This window comes from Streptomyces sp. NBC_00667, assembly GCF_036226825.1.
Classification (GTDB): domain Bacteria; phylum Actinomycetota; class Actinomycetes; order Streptomycetales; family Streptomycetaceae; genus Streptomyces.
On the sequence record NZ_CP109022.1, the window covers coordinates 4,012,672 to 4,034,640 of the forward strand.

Annotated in this window: 22 protein-coding genes and 4 tRNA genes; 19 read left to right on the forward strand and 7 right to left on the reverse strand. The window is 71.4% G+C overall.

The window, feature by feature from the left end:
* Window positions 1-23: 23 nt before the first annotated feature.
* From OHA81_RS18705 to OHA81_RS18720, 4 genes are all read left to right on the forward strand, one after another.
* Window positions 24-1,577 (forward strand): complex I subunit 4 family protein, encoded by a 1,554-nt coding sequence (locus tag OHA81_RS18705; protein ID WP_329202376.1) that lies wholly within the window; start codon window positions 24-26, stop codon window positions 1,575-1,577.
* Entirely contained in the window at window positions 1,574-3,118 is a 1,545-nt protein-coding gene (locus OHA81_RS18710) for an NADH-quinone oxidoreductase subunit N (protein WP_329197442.1), read from the forward strand. Before OHA81_RS18705 ends, OHA81_RS18710 begins: the two co-directional genes overlap by 4 nt.
* Window positions 3,119-3,433: 315 nt before the next feature.
* Window positions 3,434-4,297, forward strand: coding sequence for a zinc metalloprotease HtpX (gene htpX, locus OHA81_RS18715; RefSeq protein WP_329197444.1), 864 nt, complete (start codon window positions 3,434-3,436; stop codon window positions 4,295-4,297).
* Complete coding sequence (locus tag OHA81_RS18720; RefSeq protein WP_329197446.1) at window positions 4,294-4,686, forward strand: YccF domain-containing protein; 393 nt, start codon at window positions 4,294-4,296, stop codon at window positions 4,684-4,686. The genes htpX and OHA81_RS18720 overlap by 4 nt, the downstream gene beginning before the upstream one ends.
* A 409-nt stretch (window positions 4,687-5,095) precedes the next feature.
* Here OHA81_RS18720 and OHA81_RS18725 read toward each other — a convergent pair whose 3' ends face one another.
* Entirely contained in the window at window positions 5,096-6,538 is a 1,443-nt protein-coding gene (locus tag OHA81_RS18725; protein WP_329197447.1) for a SulP family inorganic anion transporter, read from the reverse strand.
* 304 nt (window positions 6,539-6,842) lie between these two features.
* Window positions 6,843-7,331: a YajQ family cyclic di-GMP-binding protein gene (locus tag OHA81_RS18730; RefSeq protein ID WP_329197449.1), complete on the reverse strand. Its 489-nt coding sequence runs from the start codon at window positions 7,329-7,331 to the stop codon at window positions 6,843-6,845.
* A 200-nt stretch (window positions 7,332-7,531) separates the two neighbouring features.
* Here OHA81_RS18730 and OHA81_RS18735 point away from each other — a divergent pair.
* A tRNA-Tyr gene (locus tag OHA81_RS18735) sits at window positions 7,532-7,613 on the forward strand.
* A 111-nt stretch (window positions 7,614-7,724) separates the two neighbouring features.
* Here OHA81_RS18735 and OHA81_RS18740 read toward each other — a convergent pair.
* Window positions 7,725-8,234, reverse strand: coding sequence for a hypothetical protein (locus OHA81_RS18740; RefSeq protein WP_329197450.1), 510 nt, complete (start codon window positions 8,232-8,234; stop codon window positions 7,725-7,727).
* A 103-nt stretch (window positions 8,235-8,337) separates the two neighbouring features.
* On the opposite strand from OHA81_RS18740, the gene OHA81_RS18745 reads away from it, so the two are divergent.
* Window positions 8,338-8,778 carry a DUF3574 domain-containing protein gene (locus OHA81_RS18745; protein ID WP_329197452.1) on the forward strand — a complete coding sequence of 147 codons (441 nt, stop codon included), beginning with the start codon at window positions 8,338-8,340 and terminating at the stop codon, window positions 8,776-8,778.
* Between the two features lie 117 nt (window positions 8,779-8,895).
* On the opposite strand, the gene OHA81_RS18750 is transcribed toward OHA81_RS18745, so the two are convergent.
* On the reverse strand, window positions 8,896-9,552 hold the full coding sequence (locus OHA81_RS18750) for an SDR family oxidoreductase (RefSeq protein WP_329197453.1): 657 nt from the start codon (window positions 9,550-9,552) through the stop codon (window positions 8,896-8,898).
* A 75-nt stretch (window positions 9,553-9,627) separates the two neighbouring features.
* Complete coding sequence (locus OHA81_RS18755; RefSeq protein ID WP_329197455.1) at window positions 9,628-10,977, reverse strand: amidohydrolase family protein; 1,350 nt, start codon at window positions 10,975-10,977, stop codon at window positions 9,628-9,630.
* Between the two features lie 404 nt (window positions 10,978-11,381).
* On the opposite strand from OHA81_RS18755, the gene OHA81_RS18760 reads away from it, so the two are divergent.
* The 9 genes from OHA81_RS18760 to OHA81_RS18800 all read left to right on the forward strand — a co-directional run bounded on the left by OHA81_RS18760 (window position 11,382) and on the right by OHA81_RS18800 (window position 17,149).
* A tRNA-Thr gene (locus OHA81_RS18760) sits at window positions 11,382-11,454 on the forward strand.
* 48 nt (window positions 11,455-11,502) lie between these two features.
* Window positions 11,503-11,575 (forward strand) — tRNA-Met (locus OHA81_RS18765).
* An 89-nt stretch (window positions 11,576-11,664) separates the two neighbouring features.
* Window positions 11,665-11,829: a 50S ribosomal protein L33 gene (gene rpmG, locus OHA81_RS18770; RefSeq protein WP_003956487.1), complete on the forward strand. Its 165-nt coding sequence runs from the start codon at window positions 11,665-11,667 to the stop codon at window positions 11,827-11,829.
* Window positions 11,830-11,999: 170 nt separating this feature from the next.
* The gene (locus tag OHA81_RS18775) at window positions 12,000-12,452 is read left to right on the forward strand and encodes a MaoC family dehydratase N-terminal domain-containing protein (protein ID WP_329197457.1); all 453 of its coding nucleotides are present in this window, start codon (window positions 12,000-12,002) and stop codon (window positions 12,450-12,452) included.
* 1 nt (window position 12,453) lies between these two features.
* Window positions 12,454-12,882, forward strand: a complete 429-nt coding sequence (locus OHA81_RS18780) for a MaoC family dehydratase (protein WP_329197459.1) — start codon at window positions 12,454-12,456, stop codon at window positions 12,880-12,882.
* Between the two features lie 626 nt (window positions 12,883-13,508).
* Entirely contained in the window at window positions 13,509-14,069 is a 561-nt protein-coding gene (locus tag OHA81_RS18785; protein ID WP_329197461.1) for a TetR/AcrR family transcriptional regulator, read from the forward strand.
* Window positions 14,070-14,143: 74 nt separating this feature from the next.
* Window positions 14,144-15,589 carry an MFS transporter gene (locus tag OHA81_RS18790; RefSeq protein ID WP_329197463.1) on the forward strand — a complete coding sequence of 482 codons (1,446 nt, stop codon included), beginning with the start codon at window positions 14,144-14,146 and terminating at the stop codon, window positions 15,587-15,589.
* 72 nt (window positions 15,590-15,661) lie between these two features.
* Window positions 15,662-16,717, forward strand: coding sequence for a UDP-N-acetylmuramate dehydrogenase (locus tag OHA81_RS18795; RefSeq protein ID WP_329197464.1), 1,056 nt, complete (start codon window positions 15,662-15,664; stop codon window positions 16,715-16,717).
* A gap of 15 nt (window positions 16,718-16,732) precedes the next feature.
* The gene (locus tag OHA81_RS18800; protein ID WP_329197466.1) at window positions 16,733-17,149 is read left to right on the forward strand and encodes a hypothetical protein; all 417 of its coding nucleotides are present in this window, start codon (window positions 16,733-16,735) and stop codon (window positions 17,147-17,149) included.
* On the opposite strand, the gene OHA81_RS18805 is transcribed toward OHA81_RS18800, so the two are convergent.
* Both OHA81_RS18805 and OHA81_RS18810 read right to left on the reverse strand, forming a co-directional pair.
* The gene (locus OHA81_RS18805; protein ID WP_329197468.1) at window positions 17,139-18,158 is read right to left on the reverse strand and encodes an adenosine deaminase; all 1,020 of its coding nucleotides are present in this window, start codon (window positions 18,156-18,158) and stop codon (window positions 17,139-17,141) included. The two genes, OHA81_RS18800 and OHA81_RS18805, sit on opposite strands and share 11 nt — an antisense overlap.
* A 218-nt stretch (window positions 18,159-18,376) precedes the next feature.
* Complete coding sequence (locus OHA81_RS18810) at window positions 18,377-19,603, reverse strand: pyridoxal phosphate-dependent aminotransferase (protein ID WP_329197470.1); 1,227 nt, start codon at window positions 19,601-19,603, stop codon at window positions 18,377-18,379.
* Window positions 19,604-19,804: 201 nt separating this feature from the next.
* Here OHA81_RS18810 and OHA81_RS18815 point away from each other — a divergent pair.
* From OHA81_RS18815 to rplK, 4 genes are all read left to right on the forward strand, one after another.
* Window positions 19,805-19,877 (forward strand) — tRNA-Trp (locus tag OHA81_RS18815).
* A gap of 105 nt (window positions 19,878-19,982) precedes the next feature.
* Window positions 19,983-20,264 (forward strand): preprotein translocase subunit SecE, encoded by a 282-nt coding sequence (gene secE, locus OHA81_RS18820; RefSeq protein WP_030298162.1) that lies wholly within the window; start codon window positions 19,983-19,985, stop codon window positions 20,262-20,264.
* Window positions 20,265-20,348: 84 nt separating this feature from the next.
* A complete protein-coding gene (gene nusG, locus OHA81_RS18825; protein WP_329197473.1) occupies window positions 20,349-21,296 on the forward strand; it encodes a transcription termination/antitermination protein NusG in 948 nt (315 codons plus the stop codon).
* A 165-nt stretch (window positions 21,297-21,461) separates the two neighbouring features.
* Window positions 21,462-21,896, forward strand: a complete 435-nt coding sequence (gene rplK / locus OHA81_RS18830; RefSeq protein ID WP_136213216.1) for a 50S ribosomal protein L11 — start codon at window positions 21,462-21,464, stop codon at window positions 21,894-21,896.
* Window positions 21,897-21,969: the final 73 nt, after the last annotated feature.

The window sequence follows — 21,969 nt, forward strand, 5'->3', positions numbered from 1 at the left end:
TGATTGATATCAGCCCGTCCGTGATGCAGTTCCTTCTGGCGTTCATCGTGGCCGCACCGCTCCTCGGCGCCGTCGCGGCCCTGCTGCCCGCCCCGCCCGGGCTCAGGGGGAAGAGCCCCGAACAGGCCGTGCTGCGCCACGGCGTGACCGTCACCGGCGTGATCCTCGCCGCGGCGATCGCCCTCGCCGCGGGCTTCGACCACGACACCCCGTCCCGCTTCCAGGCGACGACGGACATCAGCTGGATCCAGGCGCTGAACATCCGGATCCACCTCGGCGTCGACGGCATCTCGCTCCCCCTCCTCCTGATGACCGCGCTGCTGTTCTTCCTGTGCGCGCTCTACAGCTACTTCAAGCTCCCCGACGGCCCTTCCCCGAAGGCCTTCGTCGCACTGCTCCTCGTCCTGGAGTCCGGCACCCTCGCGACCTTCGCCGTCCTCGACCTGCTGCTGTTCTTCCTCGCCTTCGAGATGGTCCTCATCCCCATGTACTTCCTCATCGCCCGCTGGGGCGGTGCTCAGCGGCAGGCAGCCGCCTGGAAGTTCATCCTCTACACCCTCCTCGGATCCGTGGTCATGCTGCTCGGTCTGCTGCTGATCGGACTGAACAGCGGCACGTTCGACATGGTGGCACTCGCCTCTGACAACGGCCGCGGACTGACCCACACCACCCAGCTGCTGGCCGTGCTCGCCATCGGCATCGGCCTCGCCGTGAAGACCCCGATGTGGCCGCTGCACAGCTGGCTGCCGGACGCCCACACCGCAGCGCCCACCGTCGGCTCCGTCCTCCTCGCGGGCGTACTGCTCAAGATGGGCACGTACGGGTTCGTACGCATCCTGCTCCCGGTCACCCCCGACGGCATGCACACCTTCGCCCCCTACCTCGGGGCGTTCGCCGCCATCGGCATCGTCTACGGGTCCCTCGCCTGCCTCGCGCTGACCCGCAAGGGCAACAAGGGCGACCTCAAGCGCCTCATCGCGTACTCCTCCGTCGGCCACATGGGCTTCGTGCTCCTCGGCATCGCGTCCATGACCCCCACCGGCGTCAACGGCGCGCTCTTCGCCAACATCGCCCACGGCCTGATCACCGGCCTGCTCTTCTTCCTGGTCGGCGCGCTCAAGGACCGCTACGGCACCGCCGACCTCGACACCCTCGCCGGAGCCACCGGTGCCGCCCTGTACGGCCGCGCCCCCCGCCTCGGCGCGCTGCTCGCCTTCGCCGCCGTCGCCTCCCTCGGCCTGCCCGGCCTGGCCGGTTTCTGGGGCGAGATGCTGGCCTTGTTCGGCGCGTTCGACCCGGCCGCGGGCCTGTCCCGTCCGGCCTTCCTGACGTACATGGCCGTCGGCGCCTTCGGCACGCTGCTCACCGCCGCATACCTTCTGATCGTCGTACGGCGGGTGTGCATGGGCGACCCGAAGGAAGGCCCCGAGCTCTCCCTGGCCGACGTCCAGCACTACGAATTCGCCGCCTGGACCCCGCTCGTCGCCCTCACCGTCCTCGCCGGCCTGTGGCCCGCCGTCCTCCTCGGCCTCACCGACCCGGCCGTCCAGAAGCTCCTCGCAGGAGGCAACTCATGACGGTCCTGTCCGTCGCGGCCGCCACGGCCCCCGGCCCGGCCGCGCCCAGCCTCGTCCAGTCCGTCGACTGGCTCGCGATCGCCCCCGTCGTGATCCCCGCCGCCGTCGCCCTGGTCGTACTCGTCGCCGACCTGTTCACAGCGCAGAGGCACAAGCCGCTCCTCGGCTGGCTCTCCGTCGCCGGACTCGCCGCCGCGACCGCCACCCTGCTGCCGCTGCGCGCCGGCGACCGCGCCACCTTCTGCCTCGCCGGCGATGTCGGCGCGTGCAGTTACACCGCCGACCACTTCACGCTCGTCATCCAGTTCCTCGTCCTGGCCGGCGCCCTCGTCACGGCCCTGCTGTCGCTGACCGCCGTCGACGAGATGCGCATGCCCGCGGGCGAATACTGGTTCCTGCTGCTCTCCTCCGCCGCCGGCGCGGCCCTGCTGCCCGCCGCCCGCGACCTCGCCACCCTCATCGTCGCCCTCGAAGTCGCCTCGCTGCCCGCCTTCGCCCTCGTCGGCATGCGCCGCGGCGACCGGCTCTCCTCCGAGGCCGCCCTCAAGTTCTTCCTGTCCTCCGTCACCGCCACGGCCGTGTCGCTGCTCGGCGTCAGCTTCGTCTACGCCGTCACCGGCTCCCTGCACCTCACCCAGGTCGCCGACCGCCTCGAAGACGTCCCCGCGCAGCTCACCACCCTCGCCATGGCGGGCGTCGCCCTCACCCTCGTCGGCTTCGCCTTCAAAACGGCCGCCGTCCCCTTCCACTTCTGGGTCCCCGACACCTACGTCGGCGCGCCCCTGCCCATCGCCGGCTACCTCTCGGTCATCGGCAAGGCCGTCGGCTTCACCGGCCTGATCCTGGTCACCGTGATCGCTTTCCCGGCGTACTCCGACATCTGGGGCCCGGCGCTCGCCGTCCTCGCCGCCCTCACCATGACCGTCGGCAACGTCGCCGCCCTGCGCCAGTCCGCCGACCGCGCGAACAGCGCCGTACGGCTGCTCGCCTGGTCCTCGGTCGGACAGGCCGGCTACCTGCTCGTGCCGATCGCCGCCGCCGCGTACGCCGAGCGCGACCAGATCGGCTCCACCGTCGCCTACGCGCTCATGTACGGCGCCGTGAACCTCGGCGCCTTCGCCGTGGCCGCGCTGGCGGCCCGTACGAAGCCGCTGCACCGGATCGACGACTACCGCGGGCTGTACGCCGAGCGCCCGCTCGCCGCCCTGACGCTGGCCTTCTTCCTGCTCTGCCTGGCCGGCCTGCCGCCGGGCATCATCGGCCTGTTCGCCAAGGTCACCGTCTTCCGGGCCGCGATCGACGCGGGTCTGGGGTGGCTGGCCGTGGTCATGGCCGTCAATGTGGTCATCGCCCTGTACTACTACCTGCGCTGGACGGCCCTGCTCTTCCGCCCCGCCGCCGCGGACCAGGCGCGCACCACCGCCCCGGCGCCCTGGCCCGTCACCGTCGCGATCCTGCTCACCGGGGTCACCGCCCTGATCCTCTCGGGGGCGCCGCAGCTGGTGCTGCGCTTCGCGTCGGGCAGTCTGTTCCCGCAGTAGCCGGGGCCGCCCATCCCGCCGGTCGCCCCGCCCGCCCGGTGCGGCAGTGGCCCGCGCCGGCCCGCCTCGTGGTGGCCCGCGCGGGCCGCACGTGTGATCCCGCGCGGCCCGCGCTCGTGCGGCAACCCGTACGGAGCAACGCCGCATGCCGCCCCGGCCTGCCCGCCCGCCGGGGCGGTCCGCCGGGGCGCGGCCCGGGAACCTGGCGCGTTCACCTCGCGTTGACCAGGAAGGGAGGGTCCACTGGACCGGAAGACCCTTTGTTCCACAGATCCCGGACGGGTTCCCCCTGCCGCACCATTTGGAGGGCGTACCGTGCACCGCCGGCACAACGGGCTGAAGACCGCCGTACTCCTCGGCGGGCTGTCGGCACTCATCATCGTCATCGGAAGCTTCTTCGGACGGACCGGCCTGATCGTCGCCGTCCTCATCGCGCTCGGGACGAACGCGTACGCGTACTGGAACAGCGACAAGCTGGCTCTACGCGCGATGCGCGCCCGTCCCGTCAGCGAGTTCGAGGCCCCCGCCCTCTACCGCATGGTGCGCGAGCTCTCCACCTCCGCGCGCCAGCCGATGCCCCGGCTCTACATCTCGCCCACCGAAGCCCCCAACGCCTTCGCCACCGGCCGCAACCCGCGCAACGCCGCCGTGTGCTGCACCGAGGGCATCCTGCGCATCCTCGACGAGCGCGAGCTGCGCGGCGTCATCGGCCACGAGCTGAGCCACGTCTACAACCGGGACATCCTCATCTCCTCGGTCGCCGGGGCCCTCGCCTCCGTGATCATGTTCCTGGTGAACTTCGCCTGGCTGATCCCGGTCGGGCGCTCCGACGACGAGGAGGGGCCCGGCATCCTCGGCATGCTGCTGGTCATGATCCTGGGCCCGCTGGCCGCATCCGTGATCCAGCTCGCGATCAGCCGCTCGCGCGAATACGAGGCGGACGCCTCCGGCGCCCAGCTGACCGGAGACCCGTTGGCGCTGGCCAGCGCCCTGCGCAAGCTCGACGCGGGCACCAGGCAGCTTCCGCTGCCGCCCGAGCCCCGACTGGAGACGGCGAGCCACATGATGATCGCCAACCCCTTCCGTCCCGGCCAGGGACTGTCCAAGATGTTCTCCACGCACCCCCCGATGGCCGAGCGCATCGCCCGGCTCGAACAGATGGCAGGCCGGACCCAGTGAAGACCGTTCTGAACGTCATTTGGCTCGTACTCAGCGGCGTGTGGCTGTTCCTGGGCTACTGCCTCGCGGGCCTGATCCTCTGCGTCACCATCATCGGCATTCCCTTCGGGATCGCCGCCTTCCGCATCGCGCTGTACGCCCTGTGGCCCTTCGGCTACACCACCGTCGAGCGCCGCGACGCCGGCGCCGCCTCATGCGTCGGCAACGTGCTGTGGCTCGTCCTGGCCGGCTGGTGGCTGGCCATCAGCCACATCGTCACGGGCCTCGCCCTGTGCGTCACGATCATCGGCATCCCGTTCGGCATCGCCAACTTCAAGATGGTCCCGCTCTCCCTGCTCCCGCTGGGCCGCGAGATCGTCCCGACGGACGCCCCCTTCGCCTCCCGGTAGCGGCTTCGCCTCGTGGTTATCCACAGGCCGGGGCGCTTGTCAGTGGGGTGGTGCACGATGAATGCATGGACGAAGCACAGAAGTTGCCGCAGCAACTTCCACACCGACGACCCAACTCCGCCCGGGCGTACGCAGGGTCCTCAACGGCCTTGCCGGAAACCGGTACCCGGTCCCGCGCCGGCCGCCCGGCAGGCCGCGTCCGGCCGCGCCCTCCGCCCCGGCGCGCCCTGACCTGATCGGCCCTCAACCGGTGTGCCCGCCCCGCCCCCGCGCGGCATGGATCGCCGTCCCCACTCCCTTGCCGCTGCCGCGGCCCGCTCCTTGACGCCTGAATACAGAGCCCACGCGCAGATGTTCGCGATCGCGATCCAGTGAGAGCTCCCGTATGTGACCGCCCCGCGTCCGGCCGTTAGCTGACGTTCCGGGGCCGCGGGAGCGGCGGGAGCGGCGGGCGCTGCCTCTCCCATCCGTCGAGGGCGGTCAGACAGGCGTGGTCCAGATGCCGCAGGCCACTGCGGTCGAGCCGCACCGGCTGGCCCGGCGGCAGACCGTCCAGGGAGTCCAGCAGCTTGGGCAGCCGCAGGAAGCTGGCGGTCCCGACCATCCGCACGCACAGCACGTCCCCTTCCGCCTCCCAGACCTCCTCGATGTGCAGCTGGGAGGTCTCCCACGCCGCCTTGGCCACCGCCAGGCCCAGCCCGACCAGCACGCCCTCGAAGAGGTTGGTGGCCACGATCGCGCCGGCCGTCGCCACCAGGACCACCGCCTCGCCCCGGTGGGTCCGCCACAGGGCGGCGAGCACCTTGACCCGGAGCAGCTTCCACCCCGCGTGCAGCAGCACCCCGGCGAGCGCGGCCAGCGGTACCGCCTCCAGCGCCCGGGGGAAGGCCACGCAGAACAGCAGGAGCCAGCCACCGTGCAGGACCCTGGACGCCCGGGTCCGCGCCCCGGCCTCCACGTTGGTGGCGCTGCGTACGATCACGGCCGTCATCGGCAGCGCCCCGAGCAGCCCACACGTCAGGTTGCCCACGCCTTGGGCCACCAGTTCCCGGTCGTAGTCGGTGCGGGGCCCGTCATGCATCCGGTCCACCGCCGCCGCACTGAACAGGGTCTCCGCGGAGGCGATCAGCGCGAGCGCCACCACGGTCCCGAACGCCCCGACGGAAGCCAGCGCCCCGGCGTCTTCCCAGCGGGGCAGCGACACCGCGTCCAGTACGCCCGTCACCCGTACCCGTTCGACCGGCAGCCCGAACAGCGCGGCCGTCGCGGTGGCCGCGGCCACCCCGACCAGCGCCCCGGGTACGAGCCGCAGCCGGGCCGGCAGCCGGCGCCACGCCACGAGAACGCCGATGGTCCCGACCCCGAGCGCCACGGCCACCCAGTCGCCCTGCGAGCCCAACGCGGCGGTCCCCGCCAGCTTGTCGAGGGTCTTCGCCGGGGCCCGTACGCCGCCCAGGGCGTAGAGCTGCCCGGCGATCAGCACGAGGCCGATCCCGGCCAGCATCCCGTGCACCACGGCGACCGAGATCGCCCGGAACCACCGCCCGAACCGCAGCAGCCCCATGCCCAGCTGCATCACCCCGGCAGCAGCCACCAGCGCCCCGAGCGCGGGCAGACCGTACGCCTGCACCGCCTCGTAGACGAGGACGGTCAGCCCCGCCGCCGGCCCGCTGACCTGGAGCGAGCTCCCGCGGAACCAGCCGGTCAGCAGCCCGCCGACGACCCCGGTGACCATGCCCAGCTCGGCCGGCACGCCGGAAGCGACGGCCACCCCCACACAGAGGGGCAGCGCGACGAGCGCGACGACCACGGACGCCCCGAAGTCTTCGCGGAACGTGCCGGTCCCGGGCATGCGAGTCCCCCTGTCACGCGGTGACGAATGGCACTCAGCGTGACGGGCGCACGAGCCGGTGCCTAGTGACCACCGGGAGCCCTGGCGGAGCACGCGCCGCTCACGCCCGGCGCACCCCACCCGAGAGCCCCGCCCCCGGGTACGGGGGGACACCGTGCGGGGGACACCGCGCGGGGAAACGGGGCGGAGAAACGGCGAGGGCACAACGCGGGCAGCCGTCGAGGCGGTCCTCGGCCTTCGGCGGTGTGCCCCCGTTGTGCCCTGCCGGCTCGCTAGAAGCGCATGCGCGGCTCGCGGACCCGGATCAGCGGTAGTTCACGAACTGGATCGCGAAGTCCAGGTCCTTGCCCTTGAGGAGCGCCTGGACGGTCTGGAGGTCGTCGCGGCTCTTGGAGCTGACGCGCAGTTCCTCGCCCTGGACCTGCGCCTTGACGCCCTTGGGCCCCTCGTCCCGGATGATCTTCGCGACCTTCTTGGCGTTCTCCTGGGAGATGCCCTCCTCGATCGTCGCGAAGATCTTGTACTCCTTGCCGGACAGCTGCGGCTCGCCGGCGTCCAGCGCCTTGAGCGAGATTCCACGCTTGACCAGCTTGGTCTCGAAGACGTCGAGGATGGCCTTCACGCGCTCCTCGGAGTTCGCCTCCATGAGGATCTTCTCGCCGGACCAGGCGATCGAGGCGCCCGTGCCCTTGAAGTCGTAGCGCTGCGAAAGCTCCTTGGCGGCCTGGTTGAGGGCGTTGTCGACCTCCTGCCGCTCGACCTTCGAGACGATGTCGAAACTGGAGTCGGCCATGTGCTGTGGCTCCTTGAAATCGGCTGGCTGTGCCCCGTGGGGCCGCGGCCGGACATCCCCGGACCGCTCCGCAAAGCCTAGCCACCGCGCCCCCGTGCGGTGCTGATCAATCCGGTGGCGAAGCACCCCCGGGCATCGGGTATTGTTTACGTCGTTGCCACGGAGCGCCGCCGCAAGGCGGAAAAACGGCAACATCCCATGGCGGTGTGCCCGAGTGGCCAAAGGGAGCAGACTGTAAATCTGCCGGCTCAGCCTACCCAGGTTCGAACCCTGGCGCCGCCACGCGAGTGAGACCCTCGCCTTCTACGGAAACGTAGGGGGCGGGGGTCTCTTCGCATGTCCGCGAGCGAGGAGCGGCGCGGTGCAAGCGCCCCGCCGAGCGGCCGACGGCGGCTACTTCCCCGGCTGCGTCACCGTCAGGTGGTACGTCGTGTCGACGCGGAAGCCGTTCGTCGTGGCAGCGTCGATCTCCAGCACGAACTGGCCCGGCGGCAGCGGGGTGAGGCCGCACCACAGCCCCCAGGCCACCCGCGGAGTGCCCCCCGCGTGGAAGGTCCTGGAGCTGTACTCGCGCACCGTCAGCGGAGTGCTGTTCAGCGCCGCCGACGCGCGCGCCACGGAGAGCGCCCACGGCTTGGTCACGAACGGCACCGCCCTGCGCTGGGTGTTCAGCACCGGGAAGAACAGCGGACGGGCCGCCGGGACGCTGCACCGCCGCACCACCCGGCCGCCGTACGTGCCCGCGAGGAACCAGAGGTCGTCGGGCTGGCGCCACCCGGCGTTGCGCCCCGTCGTATCGGCGACCGGGCTCTGGTCCTGCGGCGCCGAGAGGGCCCACTTCCACCACCGGGCGGCGAGCCGGCCGCCCTGCGCCTCGCCCACGCGCCACTCGCCGTCGCCCATGCCCACCCCGGTACCCCACGCGACCGCCCCCTGCAGCCGAACCGCAGTGACCCTATCGGGCGCCCCGGGCGCAACGATCAACGCGTCCCGTCGTTCACGGGGCGTGAACTGGACATCGAATACACGTGGCAAGGTCGGCGGCGGAGTCCTCATCGCCCTGCTGGGCGCGGGGCTCCCGGCCCTGCTCGGGGCGGCCCTGCACCCCCATGTCGGGCACTCCTACCAGGAGACCCGGCTCTACTTCGGCACCGCGCGGCCCGGCGGTCAGAGCCCGGTCACCGAGGCGGAGTTCAACCACTTCATCGACCGCGAGGTGACCCCCGCCTTCCCCGAGGGGCTCACCGTCCAGGACGCACACGGCCAGTGGCGCGGCAAGGACGGGACGATCGTCCACGAGACGTCGTACGAGGTGGTGCTGCTCTACCCGGAGCGGGAGGCCGACGACCGCAGCGTGCGCATCGAGCGGATCCGCCAGGCGTACGAGCGGCAGTACGAACAGGACTCCGTCGGCCGCTCCGACGACGAGGTGACGGCGGAGTTCTGACGGCGGCCGGGGGCGGATTCCGGCCCGGGGCGTGCGGTCCCGGCGCGTGCGGGCCCGGGGCGTCCAGGTCCGGGGCATGCGGTCCCGGCGCGTGCGGGCCCGGGCGGGCGGGTACGGTCAGTTGCCCGCCACGTCCTTGACGGCCACCGCGACCGGGGTGGATCCCGAGACGACCTCCAGCGTCAGGCCGGCCGTCGCCGGGGTCTCCACCAGCTCCGCCAGCACCGCCGCCACATCGTCACGCGGGATCGCCCCGGGCCCCGTGTGCGCCTCCAGGCGCACCAGCCCCGTACCGTCGTCGTCGGTCAGCGCACCGGGGCGCAGCACCGTCCACTCCAGGCCCAGGCGCGTACGGAGGTGGTCGTCGGCCTCCCCCTTGGCGCGGAGGTAGTAGTCGAACACCTCCTCGCCCTCGTGACGGGCGTCCGCGCCCATCGAGGAGACCATCAGGAAGCGGCGTACGCGCGCGCGTTCGGCCGCGTCCGCGAACAGCACCGCGGCCGCACGGTCCACCGTGTCCTTGCGTTCGATGCCGCTGCCCGGCCCGGCGCCGGCGGCGAACACCGCCGCGTCGGCGCCCTGGAGGATCCCCGCCACGTGCTCCACCGTGGCCGACTCCAGATCGCACAGCACCGGTTCGGCGCCCGCCTCCCGCAGGTCGTCGCCCTGCTCCGGGTCGCGGATGATGCCCGCGACCTCGTACCCGCGCGCGGAGAGCAGCCGCTCCAGCCGCAGCGCGATCTGACCGTGTCCACCTGCGATGACGATGCGCATGCCCCGACCGTACGACGAGCCGGGCCCGCCCGCCCGCGAACGGGCGGCGAACGGCCGGTGCCGGTTCGGTACGGGTCAGGGGCCCGGCTCCGTACGCCCCTGCCGGGGCAGGTCCAGGGCCACCGCGACCGCCGAGTCGCAGTACTCCCGTACGGCACTCGTACGGGCTACCACCCGGCCGCGGTGGATCACGATCCGGCTGTACGCCAGGGACAGCACCCCCGCGATGCGGTCACCGCGTACGGCGAGCAGCTCCGCCGGGAAACCGGATTCCACCCGGACTTCCGGAAGGCCCATCGCGTCCCGGGCGGCGGCGCTGACCGACTCGTACGCCTCCGCCGGACGCAGACCGCCCTGGGAGGCCAGCAGGTACGCGGCTTCGAGCGGGTCGCCGCGTCCCACGGGGTTGCCCGCGTCCCGCAGTGCTCCGCTGCCCGCCGCGACCCTGACCCCGGCGGAGCGCAGGAGGCGTACGGGCGCGGTGCGCAGGCCCCGGCGCTCCAGGGCGGCGCAGTCGCCCTGCGGGAGGCAGGTCACCCTGACTCCGGCCGTGGCCAGCTCGTCGGCGGCCCGGCCCGCCACGTCGAGCGGGAGCCGCGACATGCCGCCGCAGGGGCCGATGGTCACACCGGGACGCAGGCCGCGGGCCATCGTCGCGAGCCGGGTGAGGCGGGCGGGGTCGTCACCGTCCGTGTGCAGGTCGACGGGGCAGCCCTGCTCGTCGGCCAGTTCGAGGACGGCTTCGAGGTAGCCGGCCGGGTCGGGGTCCAGGTCCGGGCAGCCGCCGATCACCGAGGCGCCCATCTTGACGGCGTCGCGCAGCATGGCCCGCCCGTCCGCCCCGGCGATCCCGGTGAGCAGCCTCGGGACGGCGACCGTCGTCAGGTCGGCGAGGCCGCGCAGGGAGCGCCGGGCCTGCAGCACGGCCTCCATGGGGGCGAGTCCGTGGGCGTCGCCGATCCGTACGTGGGACCGCACGGCGGTGGCGCCGTGGCCCAGCTGGAGCAGGGCGGACTCGGTGGCCCGGCGCTGGACCTCGTCGGTGCCGTACGAGACGGGGCCCTCGCCGTCGGCGGTCAGGGCGGTGTCCCCGTGGGCGTGCGGTTCGGCGGGGGCGGGGAGCAGGAGGTAGCCGGTGAGGTCGACGCGGGGGGCCGGGGCGCGGGGGGTCAGGGCGCGGGAGGCCGGGGCGCGGGAGGGGAGGGCGCCGGCGGTAGCCACCTCCTGGATGCGGCCGCCGCCGAGCCGGACGTCGACGGTGCGGCCGTCGGTGAGGCGTGCCCCGGCCAGGAGCAGCGTGGTGGCTTCGGCGCCCCCGGCGGCCGGCCCCCCGGCGGGGCCGGCCGCCGGGGGGCCGTACCCGCCGCCGTCACCCCGGCCGCCGCGCGGGGGAGGGGAGGGCTGCTGCGGCTGGCTGTCGGACATCGCGCTCCTGCGGTGGCTCGGGCGGTTCCTGGGCCAGGGCCGGTGGCCGGTGGCCTGCGACCCAAGATCACGCAGCGTGTTCAGAGCCTAGGGCGCGGGGGTGTCCGGTTTGTGGAGGAGGGAAATAGTCGTACCGGTGTGGTGGCGCGGAGTGGCGCGGCGCGTTGGGGGGTGGGGGTGTGGCGGGGCGTTGTGGTGCGGGGCGGCGGCGTGGGCACGGGTCCGCGGCCCGGTCGGCTCGTGCGGGTGCGTGACGTCCGCCACAAACTCCGCGAATCGGTGGGGAAAACGGGTCGGACGTGGCTCGTGCGCCGGCCGGGAATCGCGGGCGGAGCGGCCCGGAGCCCGGGCGCCCCAAAGGATTTGGGCGATCGGCGGGCAACCGTGTAATGTCTTCATCGCTCGCCCCAATAGCTCAGTCGGTAGAGCGTCTCCATGGTAAGGAGAAGGTCTGCGGTTCGATTCCGCATTGGGGCTCTGGTGAGAGAGGTTCCCCACCCTCGGGTGGGGAGTCGATCACATCAAAGCGGCGTAGCTCAGTCGGTAGAGCAAGCGGCTCATAATCGCTGTGTCACCGGTTCAAGTCCGGTCGCCGCTACACACAGTAGCCGATTGCGGGGTCGGTCTCCCGGTCGGCTACTCTTGTATGCGTTCATCCGTCCCAATTGTCCGTCAAGGAGCACTCACGTGGCTGCCACCGACGTCCGCCCGAAGATCACGCTGGCCTGCGTGGAGTGCAAGGAGCGGAACTACATCACCAAGAAGAACCGGCGTAACAACCCGGACCGTCTTGAGATGAAGAAGCACTGCCCGCGCTGCAACTCGCACACCGCGCACCGCGAGACCCGCTAAGCCTTAGCGAGTCTCGAACACAGGCACCGTCATGAGGTCGTCCCCATTCATTGGGGGCGGCCTCGTGTCGTTTCCGGCCCGCGGCCCGCGCCCCGATGCTCGGTGCCCGATTCCCGGGGCCCGGTACTTGATGACTGACGATCGTGTCCCTCAACTGGAGGTAGTGAGCCATGGCCCTCGACCAGACCTTCGTGGGGCGGAGCTACCCGCCCACCGATCCGTACGAGGTCGGCCGGGAGAAGATCCGCGAATTCGCGGTTGCGCTCGGTGACGAAAATCCGGTGTACCTCGATCCCGAGGCCGCCAAGGCGTTCGGTCACCCGGATGTGATCGCGCCGCCGACTTTTGTGTTCGCCATCACGTTCAAGGCCGCGGGCCAGGTGGTCGAGGATCCGCAGCTCGGCCTGGACTACAGCCGCGTCGTTCACGGCGACCAGAAGTTCGTGTACGTGCGGCCGGTGCGGGCGGGTGACCGGCTGTCGGTGACGTCCACGATCGAGGCCGTGAAGTCGATGGCGGGCAACGACATCATCGACATCCGTGGTGAAGTGCACGACGAATCCGGCGAGCACGTGGTGACGGCGTGGACCAAGCTCGTGTCCCGCGCCCCTGAGGAGGCCTGAGATGACCGCGCAGATCCAGTACGCCGATGTCGAGGTCGGCACCGAGCTGCCCGCGGCGGCCTTCCCCGTGACGCGCGCCACGCTCGTGCAGTACGCCGGTGCTTCGGGGGACTTCAACCCGATCCACTGGAACGAGAAGTTCGCCAAGGAGGTCGGGCTGCCGGACGTGATCGCGCACGGCATGTTCACCATGGCCGAGGCGATCCGGGTGGTGACCGACTGGGTGGGCGACCCGGGTGCGGTCGTCGAGTACGGGGTGCGGTTCACGAAGCCGGTCATCGTCCCGAACGACGAGCGGGGCGCGCTGATCGAGGTCACCGCGAAGGTCGCCGCCAAGCTGGACGACAACCGGGTCCGGGTGGACCTGACGGCCATGAGCGCGGGCCAGAAGGTCCTGGGGATGTCCCGCGCGGTGGTCCAGCTGGGGTAGGGGGCGTTTTCCCTGCGGGGTGTGGGTGGCGGGGTGCGGGGGCTGCGGTGGCGGAGCTCCCCTTGGGCGGTATCAGGGGGTGTTGGGGGCGTCCCGTCAGTCCACTGTCCTTTCGTGTCGGTCCGGTCCGTCAAGGGCGCTCGCTGCGCTCGCGTCGCTCCGCGATGGCCTGCGGCCACCCTTGACTGCCCGTCCCGCCCCAAAACGCCAAAGACTGCCGGGAAGCCCCCAAGGAAACGGCCGGGGGGTCATGTTCCGATGACCCGGTCTCAGCGACGCGAAGCCCCTTCAAGCGCTCGACGCCGGTCGGCAAATTCAGCCCCGCCGGCGATTGAGGCGCGGGGCCTGGGGCGGAGCCCCAGGAAGCCCCGAGCGCAGCGAGGGGGACCACCCACCCGCGCGACAGATCGCTACGCGCTCCCCCCGGCACGGCGTCCGCAGCCCGACATGGGCCGGACATAAGCCGCCAACGACTCGCTACACAGCTGAGCTCGTCTGGCGTCGAACACGCCCACCGGCTGGGCAGAGGCCGGCTGCGCCCAGCTGCGCGGCCGGGGGTGCTCGGGCGGCGAATCCCGCTCGGGGTGGGCCTGGACAAGTTAGTGATTGAGCACTAACTTAACGGCATGGCAAGGATGAGCGCAGAAGAGCGGCGCGAGAGCGTCATCCGCGCGGCGATGCACGAGTTCGCCCGCGGCGGTTACTACGGGACGTCCACCGAGACGATCGCCAAGCGCGTCGGCGTCTCGCAGCCGTACCTGTTCCGGCTCTTCCCGAACAAGCAGGCCATCTTCGTCGCCGCCGTCGCCCGCTGCACCGAAGACATCCGGCTCGTCTTCGAAGAGGCCGCCGAGGGCCGCACCAGCGAGGAGGCGCACCTCGCCATGGGTGACGCCTACCTCAAGCTGATCGCCGAGCACCCCGACAAGCTGCAGATGCAGCTCCAGGCGAGCCTCACCGTCGCCGCCGCCGAGGCCGCCGGCGAGACGGAGTTCGGGGAGATGGTGCGGGCCGGCTGGATGAAGCTGTGGGACACCGTCCACCTCGCGCTCGGGGCCGACGTCGACGAGACCACCGGCTTCATGGCGCACGGGATGCTCATCAACACCCTCGTCGCCCTCGGCTTCCCGCCCGGCCACCGGGTCTGGGAAGGGTGCTACCCCGCGGGCAAGGGCCGGACCTCGTAGGCGTCGGGCAGCGGCCGGGCCGGGGATCCGGCTGGGCAGCGAACTTAGTCAGTGATAACTAATCAGGGGGAGAAATGAACGAACAGGCACCACCCGCGCTCGGCCGCTCCGCCGTCTGGGCCCTCGTCCTCACCGGGGCCGCCAGCTTCATGGCCGCCCTCGACAACCTCGTCGTCACCACCGCCCTGCCCGCCATCCGCGCGGACCTCGGCGGGAAGCTCGAAGACCTGGAGTGGACGGTGAACGCCTACACGCTCACCTTCGCCGTCCTCCTCATGTTCGGCTCCGCCCTCGGCGACCGCTTCGGCCGCCGCCGGCTCTTCATCGGCGGGCTCTCGGTGTTCACCGCCGCCTCCGCCGCGGCCGCCCTCTCGCCCGGCATCGACCAGCTCATCGCCGCCCGCGCCGTCCAGGGCGTCGGCGCCGCCGTCATGATGCCGCTCACCCTCACCCTGCTCACCGCCGCGGTCCCGGCCGCACGCCGGGGCATGGCCCTCGGCATCTACGGGGCCGTCACCGGCCTCGCCGTCGCCAGCGGGCCCCTCATCGGCGGCAGCCTCACCGAGCACGTCTCCTGGCAGTGGATCTTCTGGATCAACGTCCCGATAGGCGTGGCCCTGATCCCGCTCGCCCGCCTGCGCCTCGCCGAGTCCACCGCCCCCGGCGCCCGGCTCGACGTCCCCGGCACCCTCCTCATCAGCGGTGGCCTCTTCGGGATCGTCTACGCCCTGGTCAACGCCAACGCCGAGGGCTGGACCAGCGCTCCCGTGCTGACCGGCCTGATCGTCGGCGCGGCGCTCGTCGGAGGCTTCATCCGGCACGGCTCCGGCAACCCGCACGCCATGCTCCCGATGCGCCTCTTCCGCAACCGCGGCTTCCTCGGGATCAACCTCGCCGGCCTCCTGATGTTCCTCGGCATGTTCGGGTCGATATTCCTGCTCAGCCAGTTCCTCCAGGGCGTCGCCGGCTACTCGCCCACCGAGGCGGGGTTGCGCATGCTCCCTTGGACCGGAATGCCGATGATCGTCGCGCCGATCGCCGGGATCCTGTCCGACCGGATCGGCAGCCGGCCCGTGGTCACCGTCGGGCTCGCCTTCCAGGCCGTCGGGCTCGCCTGGTTCGCGGTGATCCTGAGCGCGGACGTCTCCTACGCGGCCCAGTTGCCCGCCCTCGTCCTCAGCGGCATCGGCATGGCGCTGTACTTCGCCCCCGCCTCCAACGCGCTGATGTCCACCGTCGCCCCCGCCGACCAGGGCAAGGCCTCCGGCACCAACAACGCCCTGCGCGAGGTCGGCGGCGCCCTCGGGGTCGCCGTCCTGGCCTCCGTGTTCTCCGCGCAGGGCGGTTACGAGACCCCGCAGGCCTTCACCGACGGCACCGTCCCGGCGCTGTGGATAGGCGCCGGGGCCGTGGCGCTCGCCGCCGCGCTGGCCATGCTGCTGCCGCGCAAGGCGAAGACCCCGTCCGCCGTGGTCCCGGCCGACCGGATCGCGGGCCGGAAGGTGCCTGCCGCGAGCTGAGCCGAAACGACCGCCGAGCCACGGTCCGTGCCCCGCGAGGATGCGAGGGGCACGGACCGTACTCTTGTCCCCGTGCAGGAACTCCACGACGCCCCCCTCGCCCCGCTGACCACCTTCCGGCTCGGCGGCCCCGCCGCCCGGCTGGTCACCGCGACCACCGACGCCGAGGTCGTCGACGCGGTCCGCGCCGCGGACGCCGCCGGCACCCCGCTGCTCGTCATCGGCGGCGGCAGCAACCTCGTCATCGGCGACAAGGGCTTCGACGGCACCGCCCTGCGCATCGCCACCACCGGCTTCCACCTCGACGGCACCCGGCTGGAGCTCGCCGCGGGAGAGAACTGGAGCGACGCGGTCGCCCGCACCGTCGACGCCGGCCTCGCCGGGATCGAGTGCCTCGCCGGGATCCCCGGCTCCGCCGGCGCCACGCCGATCCAGAACGTGGGGGCGTACGGCCAGGAGGTCTGCGACACCATCACGGAGGTCGTCGCGTACGACCGCACCACCGGCGAAACGGTCACCCTCAGCGCCGCCGAGTGTGACTTCCGGTACCGCAACAGCACCTTCAAGGACCAGCCCGACCGCTACGTCGTCCTGCGCGTCCGCTTCGCCCTGGAAGACGCCGGCGGGCTCTCCGCCCCCATCAAGTACCCCGAGACCGCCCGCGCCCTCGGCGTCGAGGCCGGCGACCGGGTCCCGGCCGCCGTCGCCCGCGAGACCGTCCTGCGCCTGCGCGCCGGCAAGGGCATGGTCCTCGACCCCGCCGACCACGACACCTGGTCCGCCGGCTCCTTCTTCCACAACCCGATCCTGACCGACGAGGCCTACGCCGCCTTCCTCGCCCGCGTCCAGGACCGCCTCGGCGCCGACACCAGCCCGCCCGCCTACCCCGCCGGCGAGGGCCGTACGAAGACCAGCGCCGCCTGGCTGATCGACAAGGCCGGCTTCACCAAGGGCTACGGCACCGGCCCCGCGCGCATCTCCACCAAGCACACCCTCGCCCTCACCAACCGGGGCGAGGCCACCACCGAGGACCTCCTCGCCCTGGCCCGCGAGGTCGTCGCGGGCGTCCACGAGGCCTTCGGCGTCACCCTGGTCAACGAACCGGTGACGGTCGGCGTCAGCATCTGAGGGGTACCGGCCGCCATGCGTTGTCCCCTGCACGGGGCCGGTACGGACCCCACGCGGCTGGTGGGCCGCGAGATCAAGGCGGTCGTCGCGTCCTGGCACGTCTACGAGGGCGAACGCTCCGAGGCCCCGCTCGACGTCTGGCTCCTCGACAGCGAGGGCGAGTCCACCCGCATCACCACCGGCTCCGACCAGTGCCTCATCGTGGAGTCCGAGACCCCGCACCAGCCGTACGACATGGGCGAGTGGGGCCGCATCGAGGTCGGTGAGGACCTCGGCGACCACCCCTTCCTGCGCCACCTCGGCGAGACCGTCGCCACCGTCGCCGAGTACGCCGCGCCCGAGACCGGCCGCACCCTCCTGGAGATCGGCTTCGCCGACGGGGTCCGGGTGCGGGCCGACTGCTACGAAGGGGACCTGCGGCTCACCCGGTGAGCCAGTGGTCGATCCCGTCCAGCAACTTGGCCTGCACCTCCTTCGGCGCCGCGGAACCGCGCACCGACTGCCGCGCCAGCTCCGCCAGTTCCTCGTCCGTGAAGGCGTGGTGGCGGCGCGCGATCTCGTACTGGGCCGCCAGGCGGGACCCGAACAGCAGCGGGTCGTCCGCGCCCAGCGCCATCGGCACCCCCGCCTCGAAGAGCGTGCGCAGCGGCACGTCCTCGGGCCGTTCGTACACCCCGAGGGCCACGTTGGAGGCGGGGCAGACCTCGCAGGTGACCTGCCGGTCCGCGAGCCGCTTGAGCAGCCGGGGGTCCTCGGCGGCCCGGACGCCGTGCCCGACGCGCGCGGCGTGCAGGTCGTCGAGACAGTCCCGCACGGAGGACGGGCCGGTCAGCTCGCCGCCGTGCGGGGCCGCGAGCAGGCCGCCCTCACGGGCGATGGCGAAGGCCCGGTCGAAGTCGCGGGCCATGCCCCGGCGCTCGTCGTTGGACAACCCGAACCCGACGACACCGCGGTCGGCGTAGCGGACGGCGAGACGGGCCAGGGTGCGGGCGTCGAGGGGGTGTTTCATGCGGTTGGCGGCGATGATGACGCGCATCCCGAGGCCGGTGTCGCGGGAGGCGGCGTCGACCGCGTCGAGGATGATCTCGACGGCCGGGATCATGCCGCCCAGCAGGGGGGCGTAGGAGGTGGGGTCCACCTGGATCTCCAGCCAGCCCGCGCCGTCCCGGACGTCCTCCTCGGCGGCCTCGCGGACCAGGCGCCGGATGTCGTCGGGCTCGCGGAGGCAGGAGCGGGCGGCGTCGTAGAGCCGCTGGAAACGGAACCAGCCGCGCTCGTCGGTGGCCCGCAGCTTGGGCGGCGCGCCGGCGGTCAGGGCGTCGGGCAGGCGCACGCCGTACTTGTCGGCGAGCTCCAGCAGGGTGGTCGGCCGCATCGAACCCGTGAAGTGCAGGTGCAGGTGGGCTTTCGGCAGAAGCGTGAGATCGCGTACGTGCTCCATCCGGTGATCCTGCCGTACCGCTGCGCTCGGCGGGAGGGGGTTTTCCTGATCGGGGGCTTGCTCGAACGCGCGCGCGGCCGGTTTCCGGGCTCCGCCCGGTCCCGTGCCTCGAGCGCCGGCGGGGCTGGGAACGGCTCCGGGCGCCGGGAAACAGCTGAGCGGCGCCTCCCGGGTGGGAGGCGCCGCTCAGGGGTGGGTCCATGGGGACCGCCAAAGGCTCAGGCCTTGGCCTCCGCCAGGAGGTTCTGGATGCGGGACACGCCCTCCACCAGGTCCTCGTCACCCAGCGCGTAGGACAGGCGCAGGTAACCCGGGGTGCCGAAGGCCTCGCCCGGGACGACCGCGACCTCGGCCTCGTCCAGGATCAGGGCCGCCAGCTCGACCGAGGACTGCGGGCGCTTGCCGCGGATCTCCTTGCCGAGGAGCTCCTTGACCGACGGGTACGCGTAGAACGCGCCCTCGGGGGTCGGGCAGAAGACGCCGTCGATCTCGTTCAGCATCTTGACCATGGTCTGGCGGCGGCGGTCGAACGCCTTCCGCATCTCCGCGACCGCGTCCAGGTTGCCCGAGACGGCGGCCAGCGCCGCGACCTGCGCCACGTTGGAGACGTTGGAGGTGGCGTGCGACTGCAGGTTGGTCGCGGCCTTGATGACGTCCTTCGGCGCGATGACCCAGCCCACGCGCCAGCCGGTCATCGCGTACGTCTTGGCGACGCCGTTCACGACGATGCACTTGTCGCGCAGGGCCGGGACCAGCACCGGGAGCGAGGTGAACTTCGCGTCGCCGTAGACGAGGTGCTCGTAGATCTCGTCGGTCAGCACCCACAGGCCGTGCTCGGCCGCCCACTCGCCGATGGCGCGCGCGTCGTCCTCGCTGTACACGGCGCCGGTCGGGTTCGAGGGGGAGACGAACAGGACGACCTTGGTGCGCTCGGTGCGCGCGGCTTCCAGCTGCTCGACGGAGACCCGGTAACCGGTGGTCTCGTCGGCGACGACCTCCACCGGGACACCGCCCGCGAGGCGGATCGACTCGGGGTACGTCGTCCAGTACGGGGCCGGGACGATGACCTCGTCGCCCGGGTCGAGGATCGCGGCGAACGCCTCGTAGATGGCCTGCTTGCCGCCGTTGGTCACCAGGACCTCGGACGCGTCGACCTCGTAGCCGGAGTCGCGGAGCGTCTTGGCCGCGATCGCGGTCTTGAGCTCGGGCAGGCCGCCGGCCGGCGTGTAGCGGTGGTACTTCGGGTTGCGGCAGGCCTCGACCGCGGCCTCGACGATGTAGTCCGGGGTCGGGAAGTCGGGCTCGCCCGCGCCGAAGCCGATCACCGGGCGCCCGGCGGCCTTGAGGGCCTTGGCCTTGGCGTCCACGGCGAGGGTGGCGGACTCGGAGATTGCGCCGATACGGGCGGACACCCGGCGCTCGGAGGAAGGCGTTGCAGAGGTCATGCGGCAATCGTCCCAGACGGCAAACCGGCGCCGCACACCGTTTCAGCTACCGGACGGAGAAGATCCGCATCGCCCCCGGCGGCTTCTGTTCGACGTCAGGGCCCAGACCACGTACACTCACCTGTCGTTGGTCCTCACCAGCCGCCCCAGAGCGTGAGCACTCCGTGCACCCGCCCGGATGCGGTAGGTTGAGGAACGCAAAGGGTCGTAGCTCAATTGGTAGAGCACTGGTCTCCAAAACCAGCGGTTGGGGGTTCGAGTCCCTCCGGCCCTGCTCCACACTCCTTCTCGGACGTGTGCGCAGGTACGTACTTCGATGCAACGCCGTGCGGCGCAACCGGGCGCGGCTACGGCCACGACCCGGATTCAGGTGAGAGACGTGACGGACGCCCTGGGCTCCATCGACATGCCTGACGCCGAGGACGACACCCGCGAGAAGAAGGCCCGCAAGGGCGGCAAGCGCGGCAAGAAGGGTCCTCTGGGCCGGCTCGCGCTCTTCTACCGCCAGATCGTCGCGGAACTCCGCAAGGTCGTCTGGCCGACTCGCAACCAGCTCACGACGTACACCACTGTGGTGATTGTCTTCGTCGTCATCATGATCGGTCTGGTGACCGTGATTGACTATGGGTTCCAGGAAGCCATCAAGTTCGTCTTCGGCTGATCCCCGCGGAGGGCGGCGCCTTGATGGGTGCCGCCCGTTTTCGCATGTTCGACCACCTTTTGTATCCAGGAAGAAGCAGCCACCGTGTCTGACCCGAACCTGAACGCGAGCCACGACTCCGTCGAGTCCGTCGAGGACGAGCTCGACATCGTCGAGGCGGCGGACGCGGACCTCGATGAGGCCGAGGCCGCCGACGCCGAAGCGGGTGCCGCTGCCGAGGAATCCGCCCTGCACGTCGAGTCCGACGACGAGGTCTCCGCCGACGAGGCCTCCGACGAAGCCGACGCCGATGACGCTGCGGCCGCCGACGCCGCCGAGGCCGGGTCCGACGACGAGTCCGCTGCTGATGACGCCGCCGACGCCGACGCCGTGGAGGACGCCGCCGAGGCCGAGGCCGAAGAGCCCGCCGAGCCGGTCGACCCCATCGAGGCGCTGCGCAACGAACTCCGCCTGCTGCCCGGCGAGTGGTACGTGATCCACACCTACGCGGGCTACGAGAAGCGCGTGAAGGCCAACCTGGAGCAGCGCGCCGTCTCGCTGAACGTCGAGGAGTTCATCTACCAGGCCGAGGTGCCCGAGGAAGAGATCGTCCAGATCAAGAACGGCGAGCGCAAGAACGTCCGGCAGAACAAGCTGCCCGGTTACGTTCTCGTCCGCATGGATCTGACGAACGAGTCCTGGGGCGTCGTCCGCAACACCCCGGGCGTCACCGGCTTCGTCGGCAACGCCTACGACCCGTACCCGCTGACCCTGGACGAGATCGTCAAGATGCTCGCCCCGGAGGCGCAGGAGAAGGCCGCCAAGGCCGCCGCGGAAGAGGCCGGCCTGCCCGCGCCCGCCGTCAAGCGCCAGATCGAGGTCCTCGACTTCGAGGTCGGCGACTCGGTCACCGTCACCGACGGCCCGTTCGCGACGCTCCAGGCGACGATCAACGAGATCAACCCGGACTCGAAGAAGGTCAAGGGCCTCGTCGAGATCTTCGGTCGCGAGACCCCGGTCGAGCTGAGCTTCGACCAGATCCAGAAGAACTGATCTTCTGAATCCACGCTTCCGAACAGGTCAGAACGTCCCGTAAGGGGCGGTCTGACCTGCTCGGTTTTCAGCCCCGCACCGATACCCGTTATCGTGGTGCGGTATGCCTCCATCCGGATGACCGGATTGGCGGCGAAAAACTCTCACTAGGACCCGGAGAGAGCAATGCCTCCCAAGAAGAAGAAGGTCACGGGGCTTATCAAGCTCCAGATCAAGGCCGGTGCGGCCAACCCGGCTCCGCCGGTCGGCCCCGCGCTCGGTCAGCACGGCGTCAACATCATGGAGTTCTGCAAGGCCTACAACGCCGCGACCGAGTCGCAGCGTGGCATGGTCGTGCCGGTGGAGATCACGGTCTACGAGGACCGCTCCTTCACCTTCATCACCAAGACTCCGCCGGCCGCGCGCCTCATCCTGAAGAGCGCGGGCATCGAGAAGGGCTCGGGCGAGCCGCACAAGACCAAGGTCGCGAAGCTCACGCGTGACCAGGTCCGCGAGATCGCCACGATCAAGCTTCCCGACCTGAACGCCAACGACCTCGACGCCGCCGAGAAGATCATCGCCGGCACCGCCCGTTCCATGGGCATCACGGTCGAAGGCTGATTCAGCCACCCCAGCACCACCAGTGGTAGGGCCAAGCGCTGGCCCGCACCACGACTCCATGCCTGAATCCGAA

Coding starts and splice junctions, on each gene's coding strand:
- OHA81_RS18705 (WP_329202376.1), top strand. CDS start 24: ATGCAGTTCCTTCTGGCGTTCATCGTGGCCGCACCGCTCCTCGGCGCC.
- OHA81_RS18710 (WP_329197442.1), top strand. CDS start 1,574: ATGACGGTCCTGTCCGTCGCGGCCGCCACGGCCCCCGGCCCGGCCGCG.
- OHA81_RS18725 (WP_329197447.1), bottom strand. CDS start 6,538: ATGCCCGGGACCGGCACGTTCCGCGAAGACTTCGGGGCGTCCGTGGTC.
- OHA81_RS18730 (WP_329197449.1), bottom strand. CDS start 7,331: ATGGCCGACTCCAGTTTCGACATCGTCTCGAAGGTCGAGCGGCAGGAG.
- OHA81_RS18740 (WP_329197450.1), bottom strand. CDS start 8,234: ATGGGCGACGGCGAGTGGCGCGTGGGCGAGGCGCAGGGCGGCCGGCTC.
- OHA81_RS18750 (WP_329197453.1), bottom strand. CDS start 9,552: ATGCGCATCGTCATCGCAGGTGGACACGGTCAGATCGCGCTGCGGCTG.
- OHA81_RS18755 (WP_329197455.1), bottom strand. CDS start 10,977: ATGTCCGACAGCCAGCCGCAGCAGCCCTCCCCTCCCCCGCGCGGCGGC.
- OHA81_RS18775 (WP_329197457.1), top strand. CDS start 12,000: ATGGCCCTCGACCAGACCTTCGTGGGGCGGAGCTACCCGCCCACCGAT.
- OHA81_RS18780 (WP_329197459.1), top strand. CDS start 12,454: ATGACCGCGCAGATCCAGTACGCCGATGTCGAGGTCGGCACCGAGCTG.
- OHA81_RS18785 (WP_329197461.1), top strand. CDS start 13,509: ATGGCAAGGATGAGCGCAGAAGAGCGGCGCGAGAGCGTCATCCGCGCG.
- OHA81_RS18790 (WP_329197463.1), top strand. CDS start 14,144: ATGAACGAACAGGCACCACCCGCGCTCGGCCGCTCCGCCGTCTGGGCC.
- OHA81_RS18800 (WP_329197466.1), top strand. CDS start 16,733: ATGCGTTGTCCCCTGCACGGGGCCGGTACGGACCCCACGCGGCTGGTG.
- OHA81_RS18805 (WP_329197468.1), bottom strand. CDS start 18,158: ATGGAGCACGTACGCGATCTCACGCTTCTGCCGAAAGCCCACCTGCAC.
- OHA81_RS18810 (WP_329197470.1), bottom strand. CDS start 19,603: ATGACCTCTGCAACGCCTTCCTCCGAGCGCCGGGTGTCCGCCCGTATC.
- rplK (WP_136213216.1), top strand. CDS start 21,462: ATGCCTCCCAAGAAGAAGAAGGTCACGGGGCTTATCAAGCTCCAGATC.